The organism is Phenylobacterium sp., assembly GCF_044371015.1.
GTDB lineage: Bacteria > Pseudomonadota > Alphaproteobacteria > Caulobacterales > Caulobacteraceae > Phenylobacterium.
In genome coordinates, this window is the sequence record NZ_JBILUK010000004.1 from 1 (window position 1) to 21,796 (window position 21,796).

The 21,796-nt window shown below is 68.3% G+C and carries 18 protein-coding genes; 10 read left to right on the forward strand and 8 right to left on the reverse strand.

Annotation, left to right across the window (positions count from 1 at the left end; genetic code table 11):
• A partial coding sequence (locus ACIQ3R_RS00675) for a PQQ-dependent dehydrogenase, methanol/ethanol family (RefSeq protein ID WP_397413912.1) occupies nucleotides 1–2,082 on the reverse strand: 2,082 nt, incomplete at its 3' end.
• A gap of 153 nt (nucleotides 2,083–2,235) precedes the next feature.
• Between ACIQ3R_RS00675 and ACIQ3R_RS00680 the strand changes: the two genes are divergently transcribed.
• Nucleotides 2,236–3,024 carry an enoyl-CoA hydratase/isomerase family protein gene (locus ACIQ3R_RS00680; protein ID WP_397413914.1) on the forward strand — a complete coding sequence of 263 codons (789 nt, stop codon included), beginning with the start codon at nucleotides 2,236–2,238 and terminating at the stop codon, nucleotides 3,022–3,024.
• Nucleotides 3,025–3,213: 189 nt separating this feature from the next.
• Nucleotides 3,214–3,858 carry a class I SAM-dependent methyltransferase gene (locus tag ACIQ3R_RS00685; protein ID WP_397413916.1) on the forward strand — a complete coding sequence of 215 codons (645 nt, stop codon included), beginning with the start codon at nucleotides 3,214–3,216 and terminating at the stop codon, nucleotides 3,856–3,858.
• A gap of 133 nt (nucleotides 3,859–3,991) precedes the next feature.
• Here ACIQ3R_RS00685 and ACIQ3R_RS00690 read toward each other — a convergent pair whose 3' ends face one another.
• A complete protein-coding gene (locus ACIQ3R_RS00690) occupies nucleotides 3,992–6,076 on the reverse strand; it encodes a 3-hydroxyacyl-CoA dehydrogenase NAD-binding domain-containing protein (RefSeq protein WP_397413919.1) in 2,085 nt (694 codons plus the stop codon).
• A 141-nt stretch (nucleotides 6,077–6,217) separates the two neighbouring features.
• Between ACIQ3R_RS00690 and ACIQ3R_RS00695 the strand changes: the two genes are divergently transcribed.
• The 3 genes from ACIQ3R_RS00695 to ACIQ3R_RS00705 are packed head-to-tail and all read left to right on the forward strand — an operon-like array spanning nucleotide 6,218 to nucleotide 9,922.
• The gene (locus tag ACIQ3R_RS00695) at nucleotides 6,218–9,334 is read left to right on the forward strand and encodes a YdbH domain-containing protein (RefSeq protein WP_397413921.1); all 3,117 of its coding nucleotides are present in this window, start codon (nucleotides 6,218–6,220) and stop codon (nucleotides 9,332–9,334) included.
• Between the two features lie 31 nt (nucleotides 9,335–9,365).
• Nucleotides 9,366–9,545 (forward strand): YnbE family lipoprotein, encoded by a 180-nt coding sequence (locus tag ACIQ3R_RS00700; protein WP_397413923.1) that lies wholly within the window; start codon nucleotides 9,366–9,368, stop codon nucleotides 9,543–9,545.
• Between the two features lie 14 nt (nucleotides 9,546–9,559).
• A complete protein-coding gene (locus tag ACIQ3R_RS00705) occupies nucleotides 9,560–9,922 on the forward strand; it encodes a YdbL family protein (RefSeq protein ID WP_397413926.1) in 363 nt (120 codons plus the stop codon).
• A gap of 3 nt (nucleotides 9,923–9,925) precedes the next feature.
• On the opposite strand, the gene ACIQ3R_RS00710 is transcribed toward ACIQ3R_RS00705, so the two are convergent.
• On the reverse strand, nucleotides 9,926–10,843 hold the full coding sequence (locus ACIQ3R_RS00710) for a MerR family transcriptional regulator (protein ID WP_397413929.1): 918 nt from the start codon (nucleotides 10,841–10,843) through the stop codon (nucleotides 9,926–9,928).
• A gap of 59 nt (nucleotides 10,844–10,902) precedes the next feature.
• On the opposite strand from ACIQ3R_RS00710, the gene ACIQ3R_RS00715 reads away from it, so the two are divergent.
• Nucleotides 10,903–11,103, forward strand: coding sequence for a hypothetical protein (locus tag ACIQ3R_RS00715; protein ID WP_397413931.1), 201 nt, complete (start codon nucleotides 10,903–10,905; stop codon nucleotides 11,101–11,103).
• Nucleotides 11,104–11,110: 7 nt separating this feature from the next.
• Here the strand turns inward: ACIQ3R_RS00715 and ACIQ3R_RS00720 are convergent, their stop codons facing one another.
• Entirely contained in the window at nucleotides 11,111–13,264 is a 2,154-nt protein-coding gene (locus ACIQ3R_RS00720; RefSeq protein ID WP_397413933.1) for a malate synthase G, read from the reverse strand.
• Nucleotides 13,265–13,405: 141 nt separating this feature from the next.
• Entirely contained in the window at nucleotides 13,406–14,998 is a 1,593-nt protein-coding gene (locus tag ACIQ3R_RS00725; RefSeq protein WP_397413935.1) for an isocitrate lyase, read from the reverse strand.
• A gap of 146 nt (nucleotides 14,999–15,144) precedes the next feature.
• Here ACIQ3R_RS00725 and ACIQ3R_RS00730 point away from each other — a divergent pair, with 146 nt between their 5' ends.
• Both ACIQ3R_RS00730 and ACIQ3R_RS00735 read left to right on the forward strand, forming a co-directional pair.
• Nucleotides 15,145–16,548, forward strand: a complete 1,404-nt coding sequence (locus ACIQ3R_RS00730) for a short-chain fatty acyl-CoA regulator family protein (RefSeq protein WP_397413938.1) — start codon at nucleotides 15,145–15,147, stop codon at nucleotides 16,546–16,548.
• An 87-nt stretch (nucleotides 16,549–16,635) separates the two neighbouring features.
• Nucleotides 16,636–17,868 (forward strand): TetR/AcrR family transcriptional regulator, encoded by a 1,233-nt coding sequence (locus ACIQ3R_RS00735; protein WP_397413940.1) that lies wholly within the window; start codon nucleotides 16,636–16,638, stop codon nucleotides 17,866–17,868.
• Between the two features lie 114 nt (nucleotides 17,869–17,982).
• On the opposite strand, the gene ACIQ3R_RS00740 is transcribed toward ACIQ3R_RS00735, so the two are convergent.
• Both ACIQ3R_RS00740 and ACIQ3R_RS00745 read right to left on the reverse strand, forming a co-directional pair.
• Nucleotides 17,983–19,437 carry an MFS transporter gene (locus ACIQ3R_RS00740; RefSeq protein ID WP_397413943.1) on the reverse strand — a complete coding sequence of 485 codons (1,455 nt, stop codon included), beginning with the start codon at nucleotides 19,435–19,437 and terminating at the stop codon, nucleotides 17,983–17,985.
• Between the two features lie 132 nt (nucleotides 19,438–19,569).
• Entirely contained in the window at nucleotides 19,570–20,562 is a 993-nt protein-coding gene (locus tag ACIQ3R_RS00745; RefSeq protein WP_397413945.1) for an NAD(P)H-quinone oxidoreductase, read from the reverse strand.
• A gap of 81 nt (nucleotides 20,563–20,643) precedes the next feature.
• Here ACIQ3R_RS00745 and ACIQ3R_RS00750 point away from each other — a divergent pair, with 81 nt between their 5' ends.
• Nucleotides 20,644–20,847 (forward strand): DUF1192 domain-containing protein, encoded by a 204-nt coding sequence (locus ACIQ3R_RS00750; RefSeq protein WP_397413948.1) that lies wholly within the window; start codon nucleotides 20,644–20,646, stop codon nucleotides 20,845–20,847.
• An 86-nt stretch (nucleotides 20,848–20,933) separates the two neighbouring features.
• Nucleotides 20,934–21,443: a DUF1465 family protein gene (locus ACIQ3R_RS00755; RefSeq protein ID WP_397413950.1), complete on the forward strand. Its 510-nt coding sequence runs from the start codon at nucleotides 20,934–20,936 to the stop codon at nucleotides 21,441–21,443.
• 70 nt (nucleotides 21,444–21,513) lie between these two features.
• Here ACIQ3R_RS00755 and rpmE read toward each other — a convergent pair whose 3' ends face one another.
• Nucleotides 21,514–21,738 carry a 50S ribosomal protein L31 gene (rpmE, locus tag ACIQ3R_RS00760; protein ID WP_293364318.1) on the reverse strand — a complete coding sequence of 75 codons (225 nt, stop codon included), beginning with the start codon at nucleotides 21,736–21,738 and terminating at the stop codon, nucleotides 21,514–21,516.
• Nucleotides 21,739–21,796 lie beyond the last annotated feature (58 nt).

Sequence of the window (21,796 nt, forward strand, 5' to 3'; positions counted from 1 at the left end):
CGCGTGGGCGGGTTGCGCGGCGGCCGTCGTGGTCGCCGGGGGCGGATTGCGGGCCCGCCAGAGAATCAGCGCCCGCAGGTTCTCGGTCTCGGTCTCGCCGAAGAAGCGGCGGAAGCCGGCCATGCCGTTGGCCTTCAAAGCGCCGTCGAGCACGATGGCCTGGAAACCGTCGGGATCCAGGATCGACGGCGAGCGGGTCAGGTCCGGGAAGAACGGACCGGCGCCGTGGCAACTGGCGCAATAGGCCGCATAGGTCTTGGCGCCGGCGTCTGCGTCTCCGGATGAGGGCGTGGCCTGCGTCAGATCCAGCGGCCCGGGGATGACCGGCTCGGGATAGGGCTTGGCCTGCGCCTTGCCGCCAAGCTTGAACACCAGAAGCCGGCCCCGCCGGCGGGGCTGATCGCCGACCCCGGCTCCGCCGACGCCGACCATCAGCGCCACGTGCTGCACGCCGTCCAGCTCATAGGTCATGGCCGGCGCGATGGCGCGCGCCGTGGTGGGGTGGGTCCAGATCGCCTTGCCCGATGCGGCCTCGTACGCCGTGAAGCGGCCTTCGGCGCTGTGGAAGACGAGGTCGCCGGCCGTCGCCAGCACGCCGCTGGTCACCATGTGCGGGAAGGCCACGCTCCACCGGCGCGTCTGGGTGACCGGGTCCCAGGCGATGAGTTCGCCCTTGGCCGGGCCCCGGCCGCCGGGCCGCAGGTCGCCCTTGGGATTGGAGGGGCTGGCGACCGCGCGTCGCATGCCCTGGTTGGTGGCGCCCGGCGTGTAGGCGAAGGTCTCCGGGTCGGCATAAAGGCCGCGACCATACTGGGCCGGAATGTAGACGAGGCCCGTCTTCGGGTGAAACGCCATGGGGTGCCAGTTGTGCCCACCGAGCGGGCCGACCAGCTGGTCCGAGACCGTCCCGGCCGGATAGCGCGCCGCCGGACGTTCCACGGGACGGCCCGTAGCCGGGTCGATCCGGTCGGCCCAGTCCACCGGCACGAACTTCTCCGCCGAGATGAACGCCCCGGTGGCGCGATCCAGGACATAGAAGAATCCGTTCTTCGGAGCCTGCATCAGCACCTTGCGGTCACGGCCGCCAATCTTCAGATCGGCCAGCATGATGTGCTGGGTGGCGGTGTAGTCCCAGGTTTCGCCGGGTGTCGTCTGATAGTGCCAGACGTATTCGCCGGTGTCGGGCCTGAGCGCCAGGATCGACGCCAGGAACAGGTTGTCACCCTTCCCGCCCGACCGGAGCTTGTGGTTCCAGGGATTCCCGTTGCCGACGCCGAAGTACATGAGGTCGAGCTCGGGATCGTAGGCCATGGCGTCCCAGACGGTGCCGCCGCCGCCGGTCTGCTTCCAGACCCCGTCGCTCCATGTGGCCGCCGCCTTCTCGGCCATCACCTTGTCCGACGCCGCGCCGTCCGGCTTGCCCTCGGCGTTAGGCGTCGTGAAGAACCGCCAGACCTGCTTGCCGGTGGCCGCGTCATAGGCGGTGATATAGCCGCGCACGCCATACTCGGCGCCGCCGTTGCCGATCAGCACCTTGTCCTTCACCACCCGGGGCGCGCCGGTGATCGTGTAGGGCTTGGAATTGTCGGTGGTCTGCACAGACCAGGCGACCGAGCCGTCCTTGGCGTTGAGCGCGATCAGACGTCCATCGAGCGTGCCGACGTAGACCTTGCCTTTCCAGATCGCCACGCCCCGGTTGACCACGTCGCAGCAGGCGTCGAAGCCCTTGGCCTGATCGACCTTCGGGTCGAACGACCACTTCTTCTCACCAGTCGCTGCATCGAAGGCGAAAACCTTGGACCAGGCGGTGGTGGTGTAGAGCACGCCGTCGACCACCAGCGGCGTCGCTTCCTGGCCCCGGTCGGTGTCGAACTCCGCCCACCAGGCCAGCCCCAGGTCCTTCACCGTCTCGGTGTTGATCTGGTCCAGGGGTGAGAACCGCTGTTCGTCATAGGTGCGGCCGTAGCTCAGCCATTCGCCGGGCGCCGGCGCGGCGATCCGGGCCCCGTCCACGCCCCGGCCACAGCCCGCCAAAGCCAGGGTTGCGCCGACGACGGCGACCCAGCCCCAAACACCTCTCATGCCTTCCCCCATATCGTTGAGGCCAGCATCGCAGGCTGAGCGGTCCGATCAACCTCTAGCTCAGGCTTCAAAGTCGCCGGGATCATGAATTGCGGCTTTGCGCTCCGGGCGCCCGGCGCAATCATCACGCCGACAACGAGGGAGGTCGCCGCCATGACTGCACATCACATTCGCTACGAGCTCGACGCCGACGGGATCGGGGTGATCACCATCGACCGGCCGGAAAAGCGCAACGCCATGACCTACGCCATGCTGGGCAGGTTCATCGGCCTGGTGGGCGAGGCCGGGGCGGATGATCGGGTGCGCGTGCTGATCATCACCGGCAGCGGCGGCGCGTTCTGCGCGGGCACCGATCTCGCCGACCTGGCCACCATACCAGGGGAAACGCGCGGCGTGCGCGGGCGCGCCGACGAGGGCGAGAAGTGGTGGCCGATCGTCCAGTGCCCCAAGCCGGTGATCGGCGCCATCGACGGCGCCGCCTTCGGCATGGGCGCCGAGTTCACCAGCCAGTGCGACGTCCGCATCATCTCCGACCGCAGCCGCTTCGCCTGGAACTTCGCCCACCGCGGCCTGGTGCCAGACACCGGGGCCGGCAGCTGGCTCTTGCCGCGCCTGATCGGTCCGCACCGGGCGCTGCGCCTGCTCTACTCGGGCGCCGTGCTGGAAGCGGCCGAGGCCCAGGCCATCGGTTATGCGGCCGAGGTGGTGGCGCCCGAGGCGGTGATGGAGACGGCGATGGCCGAGGCCCGGCGCTACCTGGCCTCCTCGCCGTTCTCGCTCAAGCGGATGAAGGATCTGGTCTGGCGCGGCCTGGAGCGCGACGTCTCCGAACACATGGCCGCCCATGTCGAGGCGCTCAGCGCCTGCTTCAAGTCCGCCGACCACAAGGAAGGCGTCGCGGCCTTTCTCGAACGCCGCCCGGCGGTGTTCACGGGGAGGTAGGGGGCGGGCCGCCACACTCGCCTCTACGACTTCACGATCATCACCCATGTGCTAGAGCCTTTCCCGTTCAGATGGAGTCATCTGAACGGGGTGAAAAAGGCTCGAAATCAAAAAGTTAGAGCGTCTTTTCATCCGAAAACCGGTTCCCACTTTTCGGAAGACGCTCTACTGCGGCGGCGAAGAGGTCACATGCCCCGCACCATCGACGACGCACGCTTCTGGGATCGCACCGCGCGCAAATACGCCGCCGATGTGATCGCCGACCCGGCTGGTTATGAACGCACGCTCGAACGTACGCAGCACTACCTGAGGGCCGCCGACGCCGTGCTGGAGGTCGGCTGCGGCACGGGCACGACGGCGCTCAGGCTCGCGCCTTGCGTCGCCAGCCTCGTCGCGACGGATGTTTCGGGCGAGATGATCGCCATCGCGCGGGAAAAGGCGGCCGCCCAGGGCTGCGTCAACGCCGTGTTCGAGACGGCGCGCGCCGATGCTCCGGACCGGCCGGACGGCAGCTTCGACGTCGTTCTGGCCTTCAACGTCCTCCACCTGGTCGCGGCGCGCGACGCCGTGCTGCGCAACATCCACCGGCTCCTGAAGCCGGGCGGCCTGTTCATCTCGAAGACGCCGTGCCTAACGCAGATGGGCCTGCCGGTGCGTCTCCTCGTCCCGGTGATGCAGGCGATCGGCAAGGCGCCCCATGTGGCGTTCTTTACCGACGCGGAGCTGGAGCGCGAGATCACGGCGGCCGGCTTCAAGATCGTCGAACGCGCGCGGCACGGGACGCGCGGCAAGGATACCCGGCCGTTCCTGGTGGCGCGAAAGCGGGCGGGCTAGGCGGCGCCAGTCCCGGCGCGATCGAGGTTGGCGCGATCAGCCGTGTTCACGGGGAAACAGGAGCCAAGGGTCCCCTCCCCCTGCGACGCAGCGGGAGGGGATCGGGAAAGTCATGTCGCGTGGGCCTGAGCCCTTACCCGCGCTTGTATTCGGAGATCTTCTTGCCCTCGGCGACCAGCTTCTCGAGGGCGGCGGCGGGCTTGAAGTCGTCGCCCATCGCCCCGTGGAACTCCTTCATCTTGGCCAGCACCTTGTCGGCGCCGATCAGGTCGCCGAAGTGCATCGGGCCGCCGCGATAGACCGGCCAGCCATAGCCGTTGACCCACACCACATCGATGTCCGACGGGCGGATCGCCTTGCCCTCGTCGAGGATCTTCATCCCCTCGTTGACCATCGGATAGATGCAGCGCTCCAGGATCTCCTCGTCCGAGATCTTGCGCGGGTTTCGGCCCGACTTGACGATGAAGTCGTTGATGATCTTCTCGGTTACGGGGCTGGGCTTGGCGTTGCGGTTCTCGTCGTAGTCGTAGTAGCCCGCGCCGGTCTTCTGGCCCCGGCGGTCCATCTCGCAGAGCACGTCGCGGATGGTCTCGCCGTTGGACTTCTCCTTCACCCAGCCGATGTCGAGGCCGGCCAGGTCGCTCATGGCGAACGGGCCCATGGGGAAGCCGAAGTCGTAGAGCACGCGGTCCACGTCCCAGGGCATGGCGCCTTCCAGCACCAGCTTCTGCGCCTCGCGCTGGCGCTGGGCCAGGATGCGGTTGCCGACGAAGCCCGGGCACACGCCGACCAGGGCGGCGATCTTGCCGATCTGCTTGGCCAGCTTCATCGAGGTCATGATCACGTCGTCGGCCGTGTGGTCGGCGCGGACGATCTCCAGCAGCTTCATCACATTGGCCGGCGAGAAGAAGTGCAGGCCGATCACGTCCTGCGGCCGCTTCGTCACCGAGGCGATCTCGTCGATGTTGAGGCCCGAGGTGTTGGTGGCCAGGATCGCGCCCGGTTTGCAGATGGCGTCGAGCTTGGTGAAGATGTCCTTCTTGATGTCCATGCGCTCGAACACCGCCTCGATCACGAGGTCGACGTCGGCGAAGGCTTCCTCCATCGACAGCGAGCCGGTGATCAGGCTGATCCGCTTGGCGGTCTCTTCCGGCTTGGCGGTGCGCGAGCGCTCATAGTTGCCCTTGATCACCGCTAGGCCCTTGTCCAGCGGCGCCTGCTCGCGCTCCACGATCACCACCGGGATGCCGACGTTGGCGAAGTTCATGGCGATGCCGCCGCCCATGGTGCCGGCGCCGATGACGCCCACCTTCTTGATCGGGCGCACCGGGGTGTCGTCGGCGATGCCGGGGATCTTGTTGGCCTGCCGCTCGGCGAAGAAATAATACCGCTGGGCCGCCGACTGGCTGCCGCTCATCAGTCCCATGAACAGCTGGCGTTCGACCGCCAGGCCCTCATCGAAGGTGGCGGAGTTCACCGCCGCCTCGATGCACTTGATGTTGGCTTCCGGGGCGTCGAAGCCGCGGAACTTGCGCGCGTTCTTCTTGCGGAAATCGGCGAAGATCTCCGGCTTGCCGCGCGCCGCTTCCAGCTTGGTGTTGTTCTCGCTGATTTTCACCAGCGGCTTGTTCTCGGCCACGCACTTGTTGGCGAAAGCGATGGCGCCTTCCTTGAGCTTGCCCTCCTCGACCAGCTCATCGACAAGGCCAAGGCCCGCGGCTTCCTTGGCCGGCACGTGCCGACCCGAGGTCATCATCTCCAGCGCGTTCTCGACGCCGACCACGCGGGGCAGGCGCTGGGTGCCGCCGGCGCCCGGCAGCAGGCCCAGAGCCACTTCCGGCAGGCCCAGACGGGCCGAGGGCACGGCGACGCGGTAGTGCGCGCAGAGCGCCACTTCCAGGCCGCCGCCCAGAGCCGTGCCATGGATCGCGGCGACCACGGGCTTGGACGAGCTTTCCATCATGCCCTGCACGTCGAACAGTGAAGCCGAGGGTTTGCCCGGCGCGCCGAACTCGGTGATGTCGGCGCCGGCGATGAAGGTCCGGCCGTCACAGATCAGCACGATCGCCTTGGCGTCCGAGGCGATGGCCTGCTTGAAGCCTTCGTGCAGCCCGTCGCGCACATTGGCCGACAGGGCGTTCACCGGCGGCGAATTGAGCGTGACGATGGCCACATCGCCCTCACGGGTGAGCGTCGTCACGGAGTTGATCTCGGTCATCGGGGCGTCCTCGGCTGCGGGCGCCGGCGGCGTTCTCAAACGGCCCGCCGGTCATGGATTTGTGGCGCGAGCATAGGCCTCGCCAGGGCGCCTCAAGTCAATCTTGCCGCAAGGGGAGAGGCGGGGGCGGGGCCGGGATCAATGGCGGATGAGGCCCAGGTCGCCATCTCGGCCAACAGCCTGCGCGTCCGGCATGACGGCGGAAGCGGTGATCTGGGCTATGAGGTGCGAAGATCCTCCCGGACCCGCCGCCTGATCGTGCCTGAAACGCCGCCCCCGAAACGCCGAACCCGACGCCGCGCCGCCGCGATGGTCGCGCTCGGGCTGGTCGCTGTGCTGGTCCTCGCCGTGGCGCTGGCCTGGGCGGCGCGGCGGACCCTGGCCCGCGAGGCGCTGGTCAACTGGTTCGAGGCGCGGGGCTTGCCGGCGCGGGCCGAGGTGGAGGCTGTCGGGCCCGGGCGACTGGCGGCGCGGATCAGCCTGGGCGATCCCAACCGCCCCGACTTCGCCGCCGAGCGGGTCGAGGTGCGCTACCGGCTGCGCGACGGCCAGGTGGAAGTGATGTCCGCGACGTTGACCGCGCCCACGCTGCGCGCCCGTCTAGGAGCCGACGGCCGCCCGTCCTTCGGCGCTCTCGACGCCATCATCCGCGACGTGTTGAGCCGACCCCGCCCGCCCGACGCGCCGCTTCCAGACGTGAGGCTGGAACGCGGGCGGCTTCTGCTCGCCACCCCCTGGGGAAGCGGCGACCTCGGCGGCGAACTGCGGTTCGCGGGCGGCCGCATCCAGTCTCTTGCGGTGGCCTCGCAACCGACCCGGCTGAAGGGCGCAACCTTCGACCTGGCGCTCGGCCCGGCGCGCCTTGAAGCCCGCGAACGCCCGGACCGACGCCTAGACCTCAGCCTGGTCGCGCCGGTGGCGGGGCGGCTCGGTGAGGGTCGGGTGGAGGGGGCGACGCTCAGGGCTGTGATCGCTGCGCCGCACCCGGACATCCTGGGCGGCCGGATCGACGGCGCGGTCGCCGGACAGGCGAGTCTCGCCGGGGCTTCGGGGGCCTGGGGTCCCGCCCGTCTCGCCGCCCCGATCGGGCGGCTGTCGGTCGAGGGGCGGATGCGCCTGGGCGCCAAGGGCCTCAGCGCTGACGGGACTGCGCGCGCGGCGATCACGGCTTCAGACGCCGTCGCCGGCGAGACCAGGCTCAAGGGCCTGGACATCGCCGCCACGGCGACCGGGCTCGCCTGGACCGGCGCGGCGGGCGAAGCCCGGCTGCAGGTCCGCGGTCGCGCCGCCGACGCCCGTGCCGGAGACCTGACTCTGACCGAGGTTGACCTGGGGGCCGAGGGCCCGCTGCGGTTCGGCGCGAAAGGACCAGAGGCGCGGCTGATCGCGTCCGCTCAGGCGCGCGGACGCTATTCCGGGCTTGGCGTCGCGCCGATGGGTCCCGACCCGTTGGCCGCGATCCGGCGCGCGGCCCGGGATGTGCGGATCGAGGCGCCGCAGATCGACCTGACACTGACCGGAGACGGTGGGGCGGTGCGGTTGCCTCGGCCGATCACGGCGACGGCGGCCGGCGGCGGCCGCGCGGTCCTCAAGGCGCTGGGCGGCCGGCCGCTGATCGGGCCGGAAGGCGGCTCCCTGGCCTTCGTGCTGGCGGGCGGCGGCCTGCCCGAGATCGAGGCCGCCGTGAATCGTCTGGTCCTGACCGAGGACGGCTTCGAGGCGACGGGCCGACTGGCCGGGTCGGGCTCCTTGGGTCTTGCCCGGGACCCACGGGTCGAGGCGGCGGGCCGCGTCAGCCTGGCCAGGGGCGCGCTCAGCTTCGCCGCCACGGATTGCGTGGTGCTCGGCGCCGCGCGGCTGGAGTTCGGCGAAAGCGACGTCACCGACCTCGCCGGCCGTCTCTGCCCGACCGGCCGGCCGATGCTCTCCGCCAGCAACGGCGCCTGGCGTCTGCTCGCCCAGGCTCGGGATGTCGGGGCCCGGGCCCCATTCGCCCAGGTGCGCGTCAGCGGCGGCGGAGGCCAGGTCGCCGCCCAGGGCCAGGGCGGACGGATGGCTGCGCAGATCGAGGCTCAGGCCGGACGACTCATCGATACGGCGCCGGATGCGCGGTTCGAGGCGTTGGCGCTGTCCGGCGCGGTCACGCTCCAGGACTTCATCTGGCGCGCCGATCTCGCCGCCCGGCTGCCGCGCGGGCCCAGGGTCGGTTTCGCCCGGGTGACCCATGACGGCCGGCTGGGCCTGGGCGTGGCGGTGTTCGAGACCGAGCCTCTGCGGTTTGCCGAAGGCGCTCTACAGCCGGCTGACCTGTCGCCCCTGGCCGGGACGCTGGGACCGCCAGTGTCCGGCGAGTCGCGTTTCGTCGGGCGCTTTGACTGGTCGCCGGAGGGCGCTTCAAGCTCTGGGCGCCTGAGTATTGCGCGCCTGAACTTCCAAAGTCCCGCGGGGGCCGTGGAGGGGCTTCGCGGCGAGGTAGCCTTCTCCAGCCTGGCGCCGCTCGCCGCCGCGCCGGGCCAGGTGCTGATCGCCGACACGCTTCGCTCGACCGTACTGATCACGAGCCTGCGCGCCCGCTTCGAGATTGCCGACACCCTGCTGAAGGTCGAGGGCGGCGAAGCGGAGGTCGGCGGCGGCAAGGTGCGCATCGAAGGGCTCGAGATGTCGCTCACGCCCGGGGTCCCCACGCGCGGCGTGCTGGTGCTGGAGGGTGTGCAACTCCACGATTTGGTGGAAGCCTCGCCCTTCGGCGACAGGGTCGAACTCGACGCCAAGGTCAGCGGTCGCGTGCCCTTCGAGGCGCTGGGGCAAAAGCTGCGGATCACCGGCGGCGAGTTGAAGGCCGACCAGCCCGGACGTTTGGCCATCCAGCGGACGGCGCTGACCGGCGTCACCGCCTCGGGGGAGGCCCCGCCGCCCGGCGCGGCGGACCCCAACGCCGCCTTCACCGACTTCGCCTACCAGGCCATGGAGCATCTGGCGTTCGATGCGCTGTCGGCGACCATCGCCAGCCGGCCTGACGGGCGCCTCGGCGTTCTGTTCGTCATCAAGGGTCGCCACGACCCGCCGACCCGGCAGGAGATCCGGCTCACGCCCGCCGACATCATCCTGCGCCGCTTCATGGGCAAGCCCCTGCCTCTGCCGTCGGGCACAGGCGTCAACCTGACCCTCGACACCTCGCTGAACCTGGATGATCTGATCGGCGACTGGTCCGACTGGCGCCGCACACGAGGTTCAGGTCCCGTTCAGCCGGAACCATGATACATCCCCCCATGATCCGGGAGCCCGCCCCATGAAAATCTTCGTCCTTGCTGTCAGCGCCCTGGCGCTGACCGGGCTTGCGGCCTGCACGCCCACCGTGCGGGTCGAGGTCGCGCCGATCACCATCTACGCCAAGCTGGACGCCGATGTCCGGCTGCGTCTGGACGAGGACGTCAAAGCCTTGATCCAGAAGAACCCGAACCTCTTCTAAGGAGGAAGAGGACCATGAGCATGATGAGCACCCGCCTTTCGATCGCTGCCGCCGTGTTGGCGACGCTCGCCGCCCCGGTGGCCGTGGCCCAGGCCATGGACGCAAAATCCGCGGTCGACGCCGCCAAGGCGCAGGGCGTCGTCGGCGAGCAGGCCGACGGTTTCCTGGGCTATGTTCGGCCGACGACCGATCCGGCCCTGCGAGCGGCGGTCGAAGAGATCAATGAAGGCCGCGCGGCGCTCTATCGTCAGGCGGCCGCCCGCAATGGCGTCACGCCCGAAGCCGCGGGCGCCTCGGCCTACAACACCGTCGTACAGACCCTTCTGAAGCCCGGCGAATTCTATCGCCCGGCCGGCGGCGGCTGGATGCGGAAGTAAGCCCTAGCGGCGCCACCCGGCCACAAGCGCTTCGATCGCCTCGAGATCGGGGACCGTCCTGACGCCCGCGATCGGCTGGCCCCGGAGACCGGGACAGGCGCCGCCGGCCCAGATTTCGACTTCAGGCGGCAACACATCTCGGAGAGTCTTCAGGTCTCGACGGGCGGCGGCGGGGCCGTACATGGCCGAGAACGACAGTGCGACGACGTCGATTCTGTGGGCCGCGCTCGCCTGGGCCACGTCATGGGGCGGCGTCTCGACACCCAGGCTAAAGCAAGCGCCGCCGGAAAGCGTCATCAGGCACTCCGCCATCAGAAGGCCCAGGGCGTGCGGTTCGCCGGGGAGGGTGGTGAGCAGAATCCGGGGCCGGGCATCGCCGCCGCGTCCCACGCCGGCCAGAGCGCCCCGCAAGACGCGCGCGATCAGCTCGGTAAACAGGTGTTCCTCAAAGACGGCGAGTTCGCCGGCGATCCACGCTTCACCGACAGCCGCCGAAAGCGCCGCGACATTGTCTATGACAAATGGGCGCAGCCCGCGCTCGTGAAGGGTTGCTACGAGGCGGGCGCGCAGGCCTTCGACATCGTGCGCACGTAGCAGGTCAAGCGCCTCGATCACCCAAGCTTCCGGTGCGCTGCGCTCCGCCGCGCCGACCTGGAACTCGGCTTGAAGGGCCGCCAGGGACCGGGTGACGAGCTTGGAGGGTCGCCGACCCTGATCTATCAAGATACGGATAAGGCGAAGCTTTTCTACCTGATCGGATGGATAGGCGCGGTCGCCGGCGGCATCTCGTAGAGGTGCCGGAAACCCGTAGCGCCGCTCCCAGATCCGAAGCGTGTCTTTGGGCACGCCGCTGCGCCGAGCGGCTTCGCCGATGGAGGCGAGGCCCTCAGACACGTCCAGATTTTCGTCAGCGGCGCTCATTTGTCCTGGACAAGATGTCTTGGGATATCGATGTTGTACAGGGCGAAATGGGGTCGGTAATGAATTTTGATGAATCCGTCTGGCTCACAGCCTTGACGCTTTCGGCGCAGTACGGCGACGACGCGGAGATTATCGCGACGCTTCGCGCGGCCGAGTACGCCGCCGCCGGCGACACCGAGGCCCTGGCTCAGTGGGACGAGATCATCGCCTGTCTGGCGCGGCTGTCGGAGGACGGTCGCCCCCCCGGACCGCTGAACTGAGGCGTCGTCAGCCCGCGGCCAGCTCAGCCTTCCGCTCGCGGCGGCGGCGGGTCAGCACATGTTCGGTATAGCCATTCGGCTGTTCGCGACCCTTGAACACCAGGTCGAGCGCCGCCTGGAAGGCGATGCTGCGATCGAGGTTCCCAGCCATGGGCGTATAGGCCGGGTCGCTGGCGTTCTGGCCGTCGACCACACTGGCCATCCGCGCCAGGGTCTCGCGAACCTGCGCCTCGGTGCAGACGCCGTGGTGCAGCCAGTTGGCGATATGCTGACTGGAGATGCGCAGCGTCGCGCGGTCTTCCATCAAACCCACGTCGTGAATGTCGGGCACCTTGGAGCATCCGACGCCCTGGTCGATCCAGCGGACCACATAGCCGAGGATGCCCTGGGCGTTGTTGTCCAACTCCTCCTGCACGTCGGCGGGGCTCCAGTTCGAGCGGGCCAGAGGCGGAGTCAGCAGATCGTCGAGCCCGGTCGGCTCGCCCGCCTTGGCCATGGCGGTTTGAAGCGCCGTGACCTCGACCTCGTGATAGTGCAGCGCGTGCAATGCGGCGGCGGTCGGCGAGGGCACCCAGGCGGTGCTCGCGCCGGCCTTCGGCTGACTCGCCTTGGCGGCGAGCATATCCTTCATCATGTCGGGCTTGTCCCACATGCCCTTGCCGATCTGAGCGCGGCCGAGGAATCCAGTGGCCAGGCCGATCTCGACGTTCCGACGCTCATAGGCCGGCTGCCAGAGCTCGGCCCGGATGGCGTGTTTGCGCACGACCGGACCGGCTTCCATGGCCGTGTGGATCTCATCGCCGGTGCGGTCGAGGAAGCCGGTGTTGATGAACACGATGCGGTCGCGGGCGGCGTGAATGCAGGCTTTGAGGTTCGCGCTGGTGCGGCGCTCCTCGTCCATGATCCCGATCTTGACGGTGTTGCGGGCCAGTCCCAGGGCGTCTTCGACCTGATCGAACATCCGCACCGCCAGCGCCACCTCGTCCGGGCCGTGAAGCTTCGGCTTGACGACATAGACTGAGCCGGCGGCGCTGTTGGCGCGGGCGCCGTTCAGGTCGTGCATCGCAGCCGCGACGGTGATCAGGGCGTCGATCGCCGTTTCGTGCACCGGCCCGCCGTTCCAGCGCACCATGTCGGTGATCAGGTGGCAGCCGACATTGCGCACCAGCAGGACGGAGCGGCCTTTGAGCGTGAGGCGACCGCCGTCGGGCGCGGCGAAGGTTCGGTCTGGGTCAAGCGTGCGGGTTTCGGTGCGCCCGCCTTTCTCGAACGTGGCGGCGAGATCACCCCGCATCAGCCCCAGCCAATTGCGGTAGACACCGACCTTGTCCTCGGCGTCGACGGCGGCCACCGAGTCCTCGCAATCCTGAATAGCGGTGAGCGCGGCCTCGATGGCGACATCCGCGACGCCGGCGGGATCATCTCGGCCGATGTTGTGACGACGGTCGATCTGGATCTCCAGATGCAGGCCGTTGTGGCGGAGCAGGACGCCGGTCGGGTCGGCGGCCTCGCCACGCCAGCCGGCGAGTTGGTCGGGTCGCTTGAGGCCCGCGTCCTGGCCATTGGCGAACCGAACGGTGAGGTCGTCGTTGGCGATCTCATAGCTCACAACGTCGGCGTGGCTTCCGCGGGTCAGCGGCGCGACCTGATCGAGCAGCCTCCGGGCGTAGGCGATCACCCCGGCGCCGCGCGCCGGGTCATACCCCTTGCCGCCGGTCGGGGGCTCCAACGCATCGGTGCCGTAGAGCGCGTCGTAGAGACTGCCCCAACGCGCGTTGGCGGCGTTCAGCGCAAAGCGGCCGTTAGAGACAGGCACGACCAGTTGCGGGCCGGCGATGCGTGCGATCTCAGGATCGACATTTGTGGTGCCGATCGTGAAGGGGGCCGGCTCCGGCAGCAGATAGCCGATTTCCCGCAGGAAGGCGGCCTGCTCGGCGATCGGGACATTCTGGCCGCGCCGATCTCGCCACCAGGCGTCGATCCGGGCCTGAAGGTCGTCACGTCGGGCCAGCAGAGCGGCGTTCTTGGGCGTGAAGTCCGCCAGGATCGCCTCGAGCGACGACCAGAAGGCCGCCGGCGCGACCCCTGTCCCTGGAAGCAGCTCCTGCTCCACGAACCCGTGCAACAGGTCGTCGACATAGAGATTGGGGGAGAGATCCATGGCGTTGACTCTATCGCGACACGTAAGCCCCTCCCCGAAACGGGGAGGGGTTTGGAGTGGGGGAGCTCCCCCGGCAACCTCTGAGCTGAGGTCCCCACTCCCGACCCCCTCCGCGAGGGAGCGGGGAGAGCGGGTTCATGCTCAGGCGAACTGGTTCATCGTGTTGTGCGCGCCGCCGGCCTTCAGGGCGGCTTCGCCGGCGAAGTATTCCTTGTGATCGTCGCCGATGTCCGAGCCCGACATGTTCTGGTGCTTCACGCAGGCGATGCCCTGACGGATCTCCTGGCGCTGCACCCCCTTGACGTAGCCCAGCATGCCCATCTCGCCGAAGTACTCCTTGGCCAGGTTGTCGGTCGAGAGCGCTGCGGTGTGGTAGGTCGGCAGGGTGATCAGGTGGTGGAAGATCCCTGACCGCTTGGCGGAGTCACGCTGGAACGTGCGGATGCGTTCGTCCGCCTCGGCCGCCAGCTCGGTGGCGTCATACTCGACGCTCATCAGGCCGTCGCGGACATAGGCCGAGAGGTCCTTTCCGGCCGCCTTCCAGGCGTCATAGACCTGCTGGCGGAAGTTGAGCGTCCAGTTGAACGAGGGGCTGTTGTTGTAGGCCAGCTTGGCGTTCGGGAAGACCTCGCGGATGCGATCGACCATCGACGCGATCTGTTCGATGTGCGGCTTCTCGGTCTCGATCCACAGCAGGTCGGCTCCGTGCTGCAGCGAAGTGATGCAGTCCAGCACGCAGCGGTCGGCGCCGGTGCCTTCGCGGAACTGGAACAGGTTGGAAGGCAGGCGCTTGGGCCGCAGCAGCTTGCCGCCGCGGTTGATGACCACATCGCCGTTCTTCATGTCGGCCGGCGCGATCTCCTCGCAATCCAGGAAGCTGTTGTACTTGTCGCCGATGTCGCCCGGCTCGTGGCTGACGGCGATCTGCTTGGTGAGACCGGCGCCCAGAGAATCGGTGCGGGTGACGATGATGCCGTTGTCGACGCCCAGTTCCAGGAAGGCGTAGCGCACGGCCCGCACCTTCGCCAGGAAGTCGTCATGCGGCACGGTGACCTTGCCGTCCTGGTGGCCGCACTGCTTTTCGTCTGAGACCTGGTTCTCGATCTGCAGCGCGCAGGCGCCGGCTTCGATCATCTTCTTGGCCAGCAGATAGGTCGCCTCGGCGTTGCCGAAGCCGGCGTCGATGTCGGCGATGATCGGCACCACGTGGGTTTCGTAGCCATCGATGGCGTCGATCAGCTTCTGTTCCTTGGCCTTGTCGCCGGCCTCGCGGGCGGCGTCGAGGTCGCGGTAGAGGCCGCCGAGCTCACGGGCGTCGGCCTGCTTCAGGAAGGTGTAGATCTCTTCGATCAGCGCCGGCACCGAGGTCTTTTCATGCATCGACTGGTCCGGCAGCGGGCCGAAGTCCGAGCGCAGCGCAGCGACCATCCAGCCCGAGAGGTAGATGTAGCGCTGCTTGGTGGAGCCGAAGTGCTTCTTGATCGAAATCAGCTTCTGCTGGGCCACAAAGCCGTGCCAGCAGCCCAGGCTCTGGGTGTAGTTGGCGGGGTCGGCGTCATAAGCGGCCATGTCGGCGCGCATGATGTCGGCGGTGTAGCGGGCGATGTCGAGGCCGGTCTTGAAGCGGTTCTGCAGGCGCATGCGGGCCACGGCCTCAGGGTTGATCCCGTCCCAGGTTCCGCCCTTGCTCTTCACGAGCTGGCTCATCTCGATGATGTGGTCCTGATAGGCCATGTCCGGTCCTCCAACGCAGGGGATGTGTCGAATGTGGCCGGGCGCTTAGGCCGCCGTGGCGCGCGGCGCGAGGGCGCACGAGGTGTTGCTGTAAGACTTTACAGACTTTCTTTGTAATGCTGTAAGGAACTGCACGGGGGCCGGTCATGACTGCCGATCGCAGAGTCTATGTGGGACCCAGCCTGCGGCGGCTGCGGCGCGACCTTGGACTGACCCAGGCCGACATGGCCTCCGACCTTGAGGTCTCAGCCTCCTACATCGCGCTCCTGGAGCGCAATCACCGGCCGCTGAGCGCCGAGCTGCTTCTTCGGTTGGCGCGGACCTATAAGGTCGACATGGCCTCTCTGGCGGCCGACGGCTCAGGCGAGGAGGCGGCGCGGCTTCAGGCGGCGCTGAGGGACCCGATGTTCGCCGACATCGAGCTTCCAGCCATGGAGATCGCCGATCTGGCCACCAACTTTCCAGGGGTCGCCGAGGCGATCCTGAGGCTTCACACCGCATACCGCGAAGAGCAGCTGGCGCTGGCGGACCAGGGCGCCGCTCCCACGGGCGAAGCGGGCGCCGACAGCTCAGACCCGGTGGCGGAGTCGCGGCGGTTCCTGGAGGCGCGGCGCAACAGCTTCCCGGGTCTGGACGATGCGGCCGAACGGCTCGCCCAGACTGTGGCGAACCATGATGGCCTCGCCGCCTATTTTCGCACCCGTCACGGGTTGCGTGTTCGACGCCTGCCGCCCGAGGTCATGGTGGGCTCCACGCGCCGCCTCGACCGCCACCGCCGCGAAGTGCTGCTGAGCGACGAGCTCGACGCCGCCAGCCAGGCGTTTCAGTTGGCCCTGCAGCTCGCCTATCTTGAACTGAACGAGGATATCGACGCGGTGATGCACGACGGGGTCTTCGCCAGCGAGAGCGGTGCGCGGCTGACGCGCCGGGCGCTGGCCAGCTATGCGGCGGCTGCGATCCTGATGCCCTATGGCGCCTTCGCTCGAGCGGTGGAGACGCGCCGCTACGACATCGAGGCGCTGTCACGACAGTTCGGCGCCAGTTTCGAGCAGGTGGCGCACCGGCTGACCACGCTGCAGAAGCCCGGCCAGGCGCGGGTGCCGTTCTTCTTCTTGCGGGTGGATGAGGCGGGCAACGTCTCAAAGCGGCTCGACGGCGCCGGCTTTCCCTTCGCGCGCCATGGCGGCGGCTGTCCGTTGTGGAACGTACACCAGGCGTTTCGCACGCCGCGCCGGATCGTCACCCAGTGGCTAGAGTTGCCGGACGGCCAGCGCTTCTTCTCCATTGCCCGCACCGTCACGGCCGGCGGCGGCGGCTACGGCAAGCAGCGGGTGGAGCGCGCCATTGCGCTCGGCTGCGCCGCCGAACACGCGGGGCGGCTGATCTACGCCGAGGGCCGGGACGAGGGCGCCGCCACGCCGATCGGGGTCACCTGCCGCATCTGCCACCGTACCGAATGCACCGCCCGCTCCGCCCCGCCGATCGGGCGCCAAATCCTGGCCGACGACCTGCGCCGCACCAGCGCGCCCTTCGGCTTCTCCGACGGGTGACCGTCCGGAAAACTTGACGTTGCGGAATGACTTGGCGGATGCGCCGGTTCCGGCTCAATAGGCGTTTCATCGGGGAAACATTCGTCCATGCCAGCTGTCCGCGCTCAGGCCCGCGCGACCGACCGGTTTGAACGCAAGCGCGACGCCGTGCTGGACGCCGCCACGCACATACTCAATCGACGCGGCATCAAAGGATTGACCCTCGGCGCCGCCGCGGCGGCGGTCGACCTCTCGACCACCAGCGTAACCTACTATTTTCGCCGCAAAGACGATCTCGCCGCCGCCTGCATCCTGCGCGGCATCGACGGGTTGCTGCAGATCGCCGAGGCGGCGGTTCGTGCGCCTGATCCGGAGGCGAGGGTGCATGTGTTCCTTGACCGCTATCTCGATCGGTTGAAGGCGGTCGCAATTGGACAGGCCCCGCCGCTGCCGATCATCTCGGAGCTTCGAGCGCTCACCGAGCCGCGCCGGACCGAGGTCGCCCAGGCCTATGGCCGTCTGTTTCGCAAGGCGCGTCAGATCTTCGATCACCCGGATCTCGACTGGATGTCCCGCGGTCGACGGACGGCCCGGACGCGAATGCTGCTGGAGCACCTGTTCTGGGGCGGCGCCTGGATCGCGCGGTTCGAGCCTGAGGACTATGCCCGGGTGCGGGACCGGATGGCGGACATTCTGCTGCACGGTCTGGCGGTGGAAGGTCGCGGCTGGACGCCGCCGCCGCTGCTCGCCGAGCGTCTCGCGCCCCACGACGCCGCAGGCCGGGCGCGGGAAACGTTCCTGCTGGCCGCCACCCGCCTGATCAACCGGCGCGGCTATCGCGGCGCCTCGGTCGACAAGATCTCGGCTGAGCTCAATGTCACCAAGGGCAGCTTCTACCACCACATCCAGGCGAAGGACGACCTGGTGGTCGCCTGCTTCGAGCGCAGCTTCGCGGTGATGACCCATGCACAACGGCTCGCCCTGGAATTGCCGGGCGATCAGTGGGATCGTCTCGTCGCGAGCGCCTCGGCGCTGGCGGAGTTCCAGCTCTCAGATCACGGCCCGTTGCTCAGAACCTCGGCGCTCACCGCTCTGCCGGAACAGATCCGCGGCGAGATGGTGGAGCACGCCAACCGGGTCTCCGACCGCTTCGCCGGGATGATCGCCGACGGCATCGCTGAGGGCTCGCTGCGTCCCGTGGACCCCTACATCGCCGCCCAGATGCTGACCGCGACGCTGAACGCCTGCGCCGACCTGGGATGGCTGGTGCCCGATGTCCGGCCCTCCGCGGCCGCTTCGGTGTTTGTCCGGCCGCTGCTGATGGGCGTCTTCTCGCGGTAGCTTTGGCGCGCATCCCATACGGCTTGAATCAAGCCGACCGGGTTGAGACTTGCCCGCCCCTTGATGTCGAGGCCGTCTCCATCCGGTGACGATGATCCGTCGTGTGGACGGCCCTTAGGTTTCGGTGGCGATCTTGCGGTCGCGCAGCGTGGCCAGATTGGCGTCGTGCTTCGACCGGTCGATATTGTAGGCGAACAGCAGCGCCACCGCGACGCCGTAGAGTCCGACGATCAGCGGGATGTAGGCCATCCCCAGGGTGCGGAGCACCTCGTCGGGAACCTGGCCGGGCTTGGCGCCCTCCGCGAAGCCGGCGAACGCCAGAACGCTGGTGGCCATGAAGATGCCCAGACTGGAGATCATCTTCCGGAACATTGCGTTGGCGGATAGCAGCAGGCCCTCCGACCGCCGGCCGGTCTTGACCTCGGCGTCCTCCACCACATCGGCGATGATCGCCGCCAGCAGCACGGCGGTGGCCGAGGCCAGGGTCGCATTGATGATCTCTTCGCCATAGATCAGCCAGAGCAGGGCGGTGGAGCCATTGGGCGGGGCAAGATCCAGCAGCCGCAGAGACACAGGGGTGATGTGCACCAGGACAGCCGTCGCGAACACCGCGATGCAGCCGTGCTTCTTGCCGAGGATACGGCTGACGACCGGCGCGAGCGCCACGCCCAGGAAACCGCCAACCGTGCTGATGGTCGCCAGAACGCCAAGCTGCCACTGCTTCAGCTCCCAGAAGTAGAGCCCGAAATAGAGTTCCAGCCCGTTTCGCGCCCCGACCGCGACGGCGATGAAGATCATCGTCAGGACGCCGACAATGAAGGCTCGATTGTTGAGCGTCTGGGCCATCTCCCGGACCATGGCGCCCAGGGTGATCCTCCGGGTCGGCGCCGGCTCCAGATAGGGAATCCGGCTGGCGGTCCCTAGCGTCGAAATCACGACGGTGGCGAAGATCACCAGTCCGCCGGTCAGGGCGTAGCCGAAGTAACCGGACCGATCCAGCATGCCGCCGGTCCCGTCAGGCCGCTCTGCGAGCAGGACGTTGAGCGCCAGGAGCTGCATGCCAAGACCGCCGGCCACGGCGAAGAACTGGCGCAGGGCCAGCAGGTTGGTGCGTTCGTCGTAGCCCTTGGCCAGTTCCGGCGCGAGCGCTTGGTGAGGCACCTCGAAGAGCGTGTCGAACACCCGGATCGAGAGCAGGCAGACCGCCAGATAGATCACCAGCGCCTGATCGCTCCATCCCTGGGGTGGATTGAACAGCAGGAAAAACCCCAGCGCATAAGGCACGGCGGCGGCCAGCATGAAGGGGTGGCGCCGCCCCCAGCGGGAACGGAGATTGTCGGAAACCTGGCCCATGATCGGGTCGAGAACGGCGTCGAGCACGAGCGCGATGGTGAGCACCAGCCCGACCATCTGAGGCGGCAGGCCGACGACCTGATTGTAGAACAGCACCAGCAGAGTGGATAGGGCGCGGGCTTTCAGGTTCGTCGCGGTCGAGCCGACCGCATAGAGCACCTTTGTCCCCAGGCCGAGGCGCGGCGGCTCCCCGACGTCAGTCACGGCTTTGGTCACCCCAGAGATCTCCCGATACCACGGTCAGGCATTCTGGCGCGCCCTGTTCCGCCGGGCCGAACGGTGGGGCCAGGGCTGACCCGTCGTCAACGGATATGTTCTTTCCGTTCCGACACATGGCCGGTGAAGCGACTACTCGACCGTCAGGATGACCTTGCCGACGTGGGCCCCGGACTCCAGGTGCGCGTGGGCGGCGGCGGCCTGATCCAGCGGGAACGTGCGATCGACCGGCGGGGCCACTTTCCCGGTTGCGATCCACGGCCACGCGGTGGCCTCCACCGCCGCGGCCAGCCGCGCCTTCTCGTCCGCGTCGCGCGGCCGAAGCGTCGAGCCGGTGATGGTCGCGCGCTTCTGCATGATGCGGAACACCGGCACGGTGATTTCGGCGCCCCCCTGGCTGGCGATGTAGACGATGCGACCGCCGGTCTTCAGAACATCCAGGGTGCGGGCGAAATAGTCGCCGCCCACCATGTCCAACGCGACATCAACGCCGCCCTCGGCCTTGGCGATGTCGGCGAAGTCCTGGGTGGTGACGTCGACCGCAACGTCGGCGCCGAGCCTGAGCGCGGCCTGAGCTTTGGCTGCGCCGCGCGCGGTGGCGATCACCTTGGCGCCGGCCGCCTTGGCCATCTGGATGGCGGTGACCCCGATGCCGGAGGTCGCGCCGTGGACCAGCAGGGTTTCTCCCGCCTTCAGGCTTCCGTGCTCGAACACATTCGCGAACACGGTGAACACGGTCTCCGGCAGGCCGGCCGCCTGGACAAAGTCGAGGTCCGCTGGAATCGGCAGAGCATGGCGGGCGTCGCAAACGGCGTACTCGGCATAACCCCCGCCGCCCAGCAGCGCGCACACCCGGTCGCCGGTCTTCCAGCGCCCGGCGCCCACCGCCACCTCGCCCGCGACCTCCAGGCCCAGGGTGTCGGGCGCCCCAGGCGGCGGCGGATACATGCCCAGCCGCTGGATGATGTCGGGCCGATTCACGCCCGCCGCGCGCACGCGGATCAAAATCTGTCCCGGGCCCGGCGATGGGCGGGGGATGGGCTGAGCGCTCAGCGCCGAGGCCGGACCGCGCCCGCCCTCCACCACCACGGCCATCATGGTCTCGGCTTCGACGGGGCTGGTCATGTTTGGGTCCTGCAGCTTGCGCGGGCGGCGTGAGAGGGGTCAGATAGCGGCCGCACGGGGGAACGCAAAGGAGGCATCGTCATGGAAGAACCGGCGACCGCCCGGGTGGGGCGCGGCCAGCGACTGGCCGAGGCCATGCGAGAGGACCTGGAACTCTTCGGCGTCTCCGAGCTTGAGGAACGGATCGAGGTGCTCCGCGAGGAGATCGTGCGGGTCGAGGCGCAGATCGCGCGCAAGCGATCGGGCCGCGCCGCCGCCGATGCGCTGTTCGGCCCCAGAAGCTGACGCTGGCACGGCCGTTGCAGCGCTGATCGAACCTCGCGCCTGATCGTTCAGGACGCAGCAATACACAAACGAGTAGGGTGGACCCGATGCACCACGCCGATCACCAGGGCCGCCGCGACGAGATCATCCGCGACTTCGCCCGCTCCGAACTCTTCGAGCGCACCTTCCAGGACGGCATGGATCTGGTGGAACAGGCCGCCGGCTATCTGGACGGTGAGGGTCGCCAGGAATCCAAGCTGCTCTCCCGCAATGCGGCGCTGGCCTATGCCGCCGAGAGCATGCGCCTCACGACACGGCTGATGCAGGTGGCGTCGTGGTTGTTGGTCCAGCGCGCGGTTCGGGAAGGCGACATGGCGCCGGCCGCCGCTTGTGAGGACCGCTATCGCCTCAATGTCGATCCGCCGGGCGAGGAGTCCATGGCCCGCGCCGTCCGGGCCGAGCTGCCGCGCGGCCTGACCGCCCTGGCCGATCGCGCGGAACGCATCCATGAGCGTGCGCGCCATCTGGATCGGCGAATGTACGTGGACTCGGCCCACGAGGCGCCCAATCTGGTGCTCTCTCAAATGGACCGGCTCAAGACCGCGTTCGGCGGCTAGCCTCCAAAGCAAACGCCGCGAAGGTTGCCCTTCGCGGCGTCTGGAACGCGTAGGCCTTGGCCGCGCCCGTCTACTTCCGGGTGAAGGCGCCGAACTTGGCGTTGAAGCGCGACACGCGACCGCCACGGTCGAGCATCTGGTGACCGCCGCCCGTCCACGCCGGATGCGTCTTGGGGTCGATGTCGAGGTTCAGCGTGTCGCCTTCCTTGCCGTAGGTCGAGCGCGTCTTGTAGGTGGTGCCGTCCGTCATCACCACGGTGATGAAGTGATAGTCGGGGTGGATGTCTTGTTTCATCGAACGGGCGCCTGAAGTAGAGAAGCGGCCGGGTGCGGCCGACCGCCGGTTAAGGCGG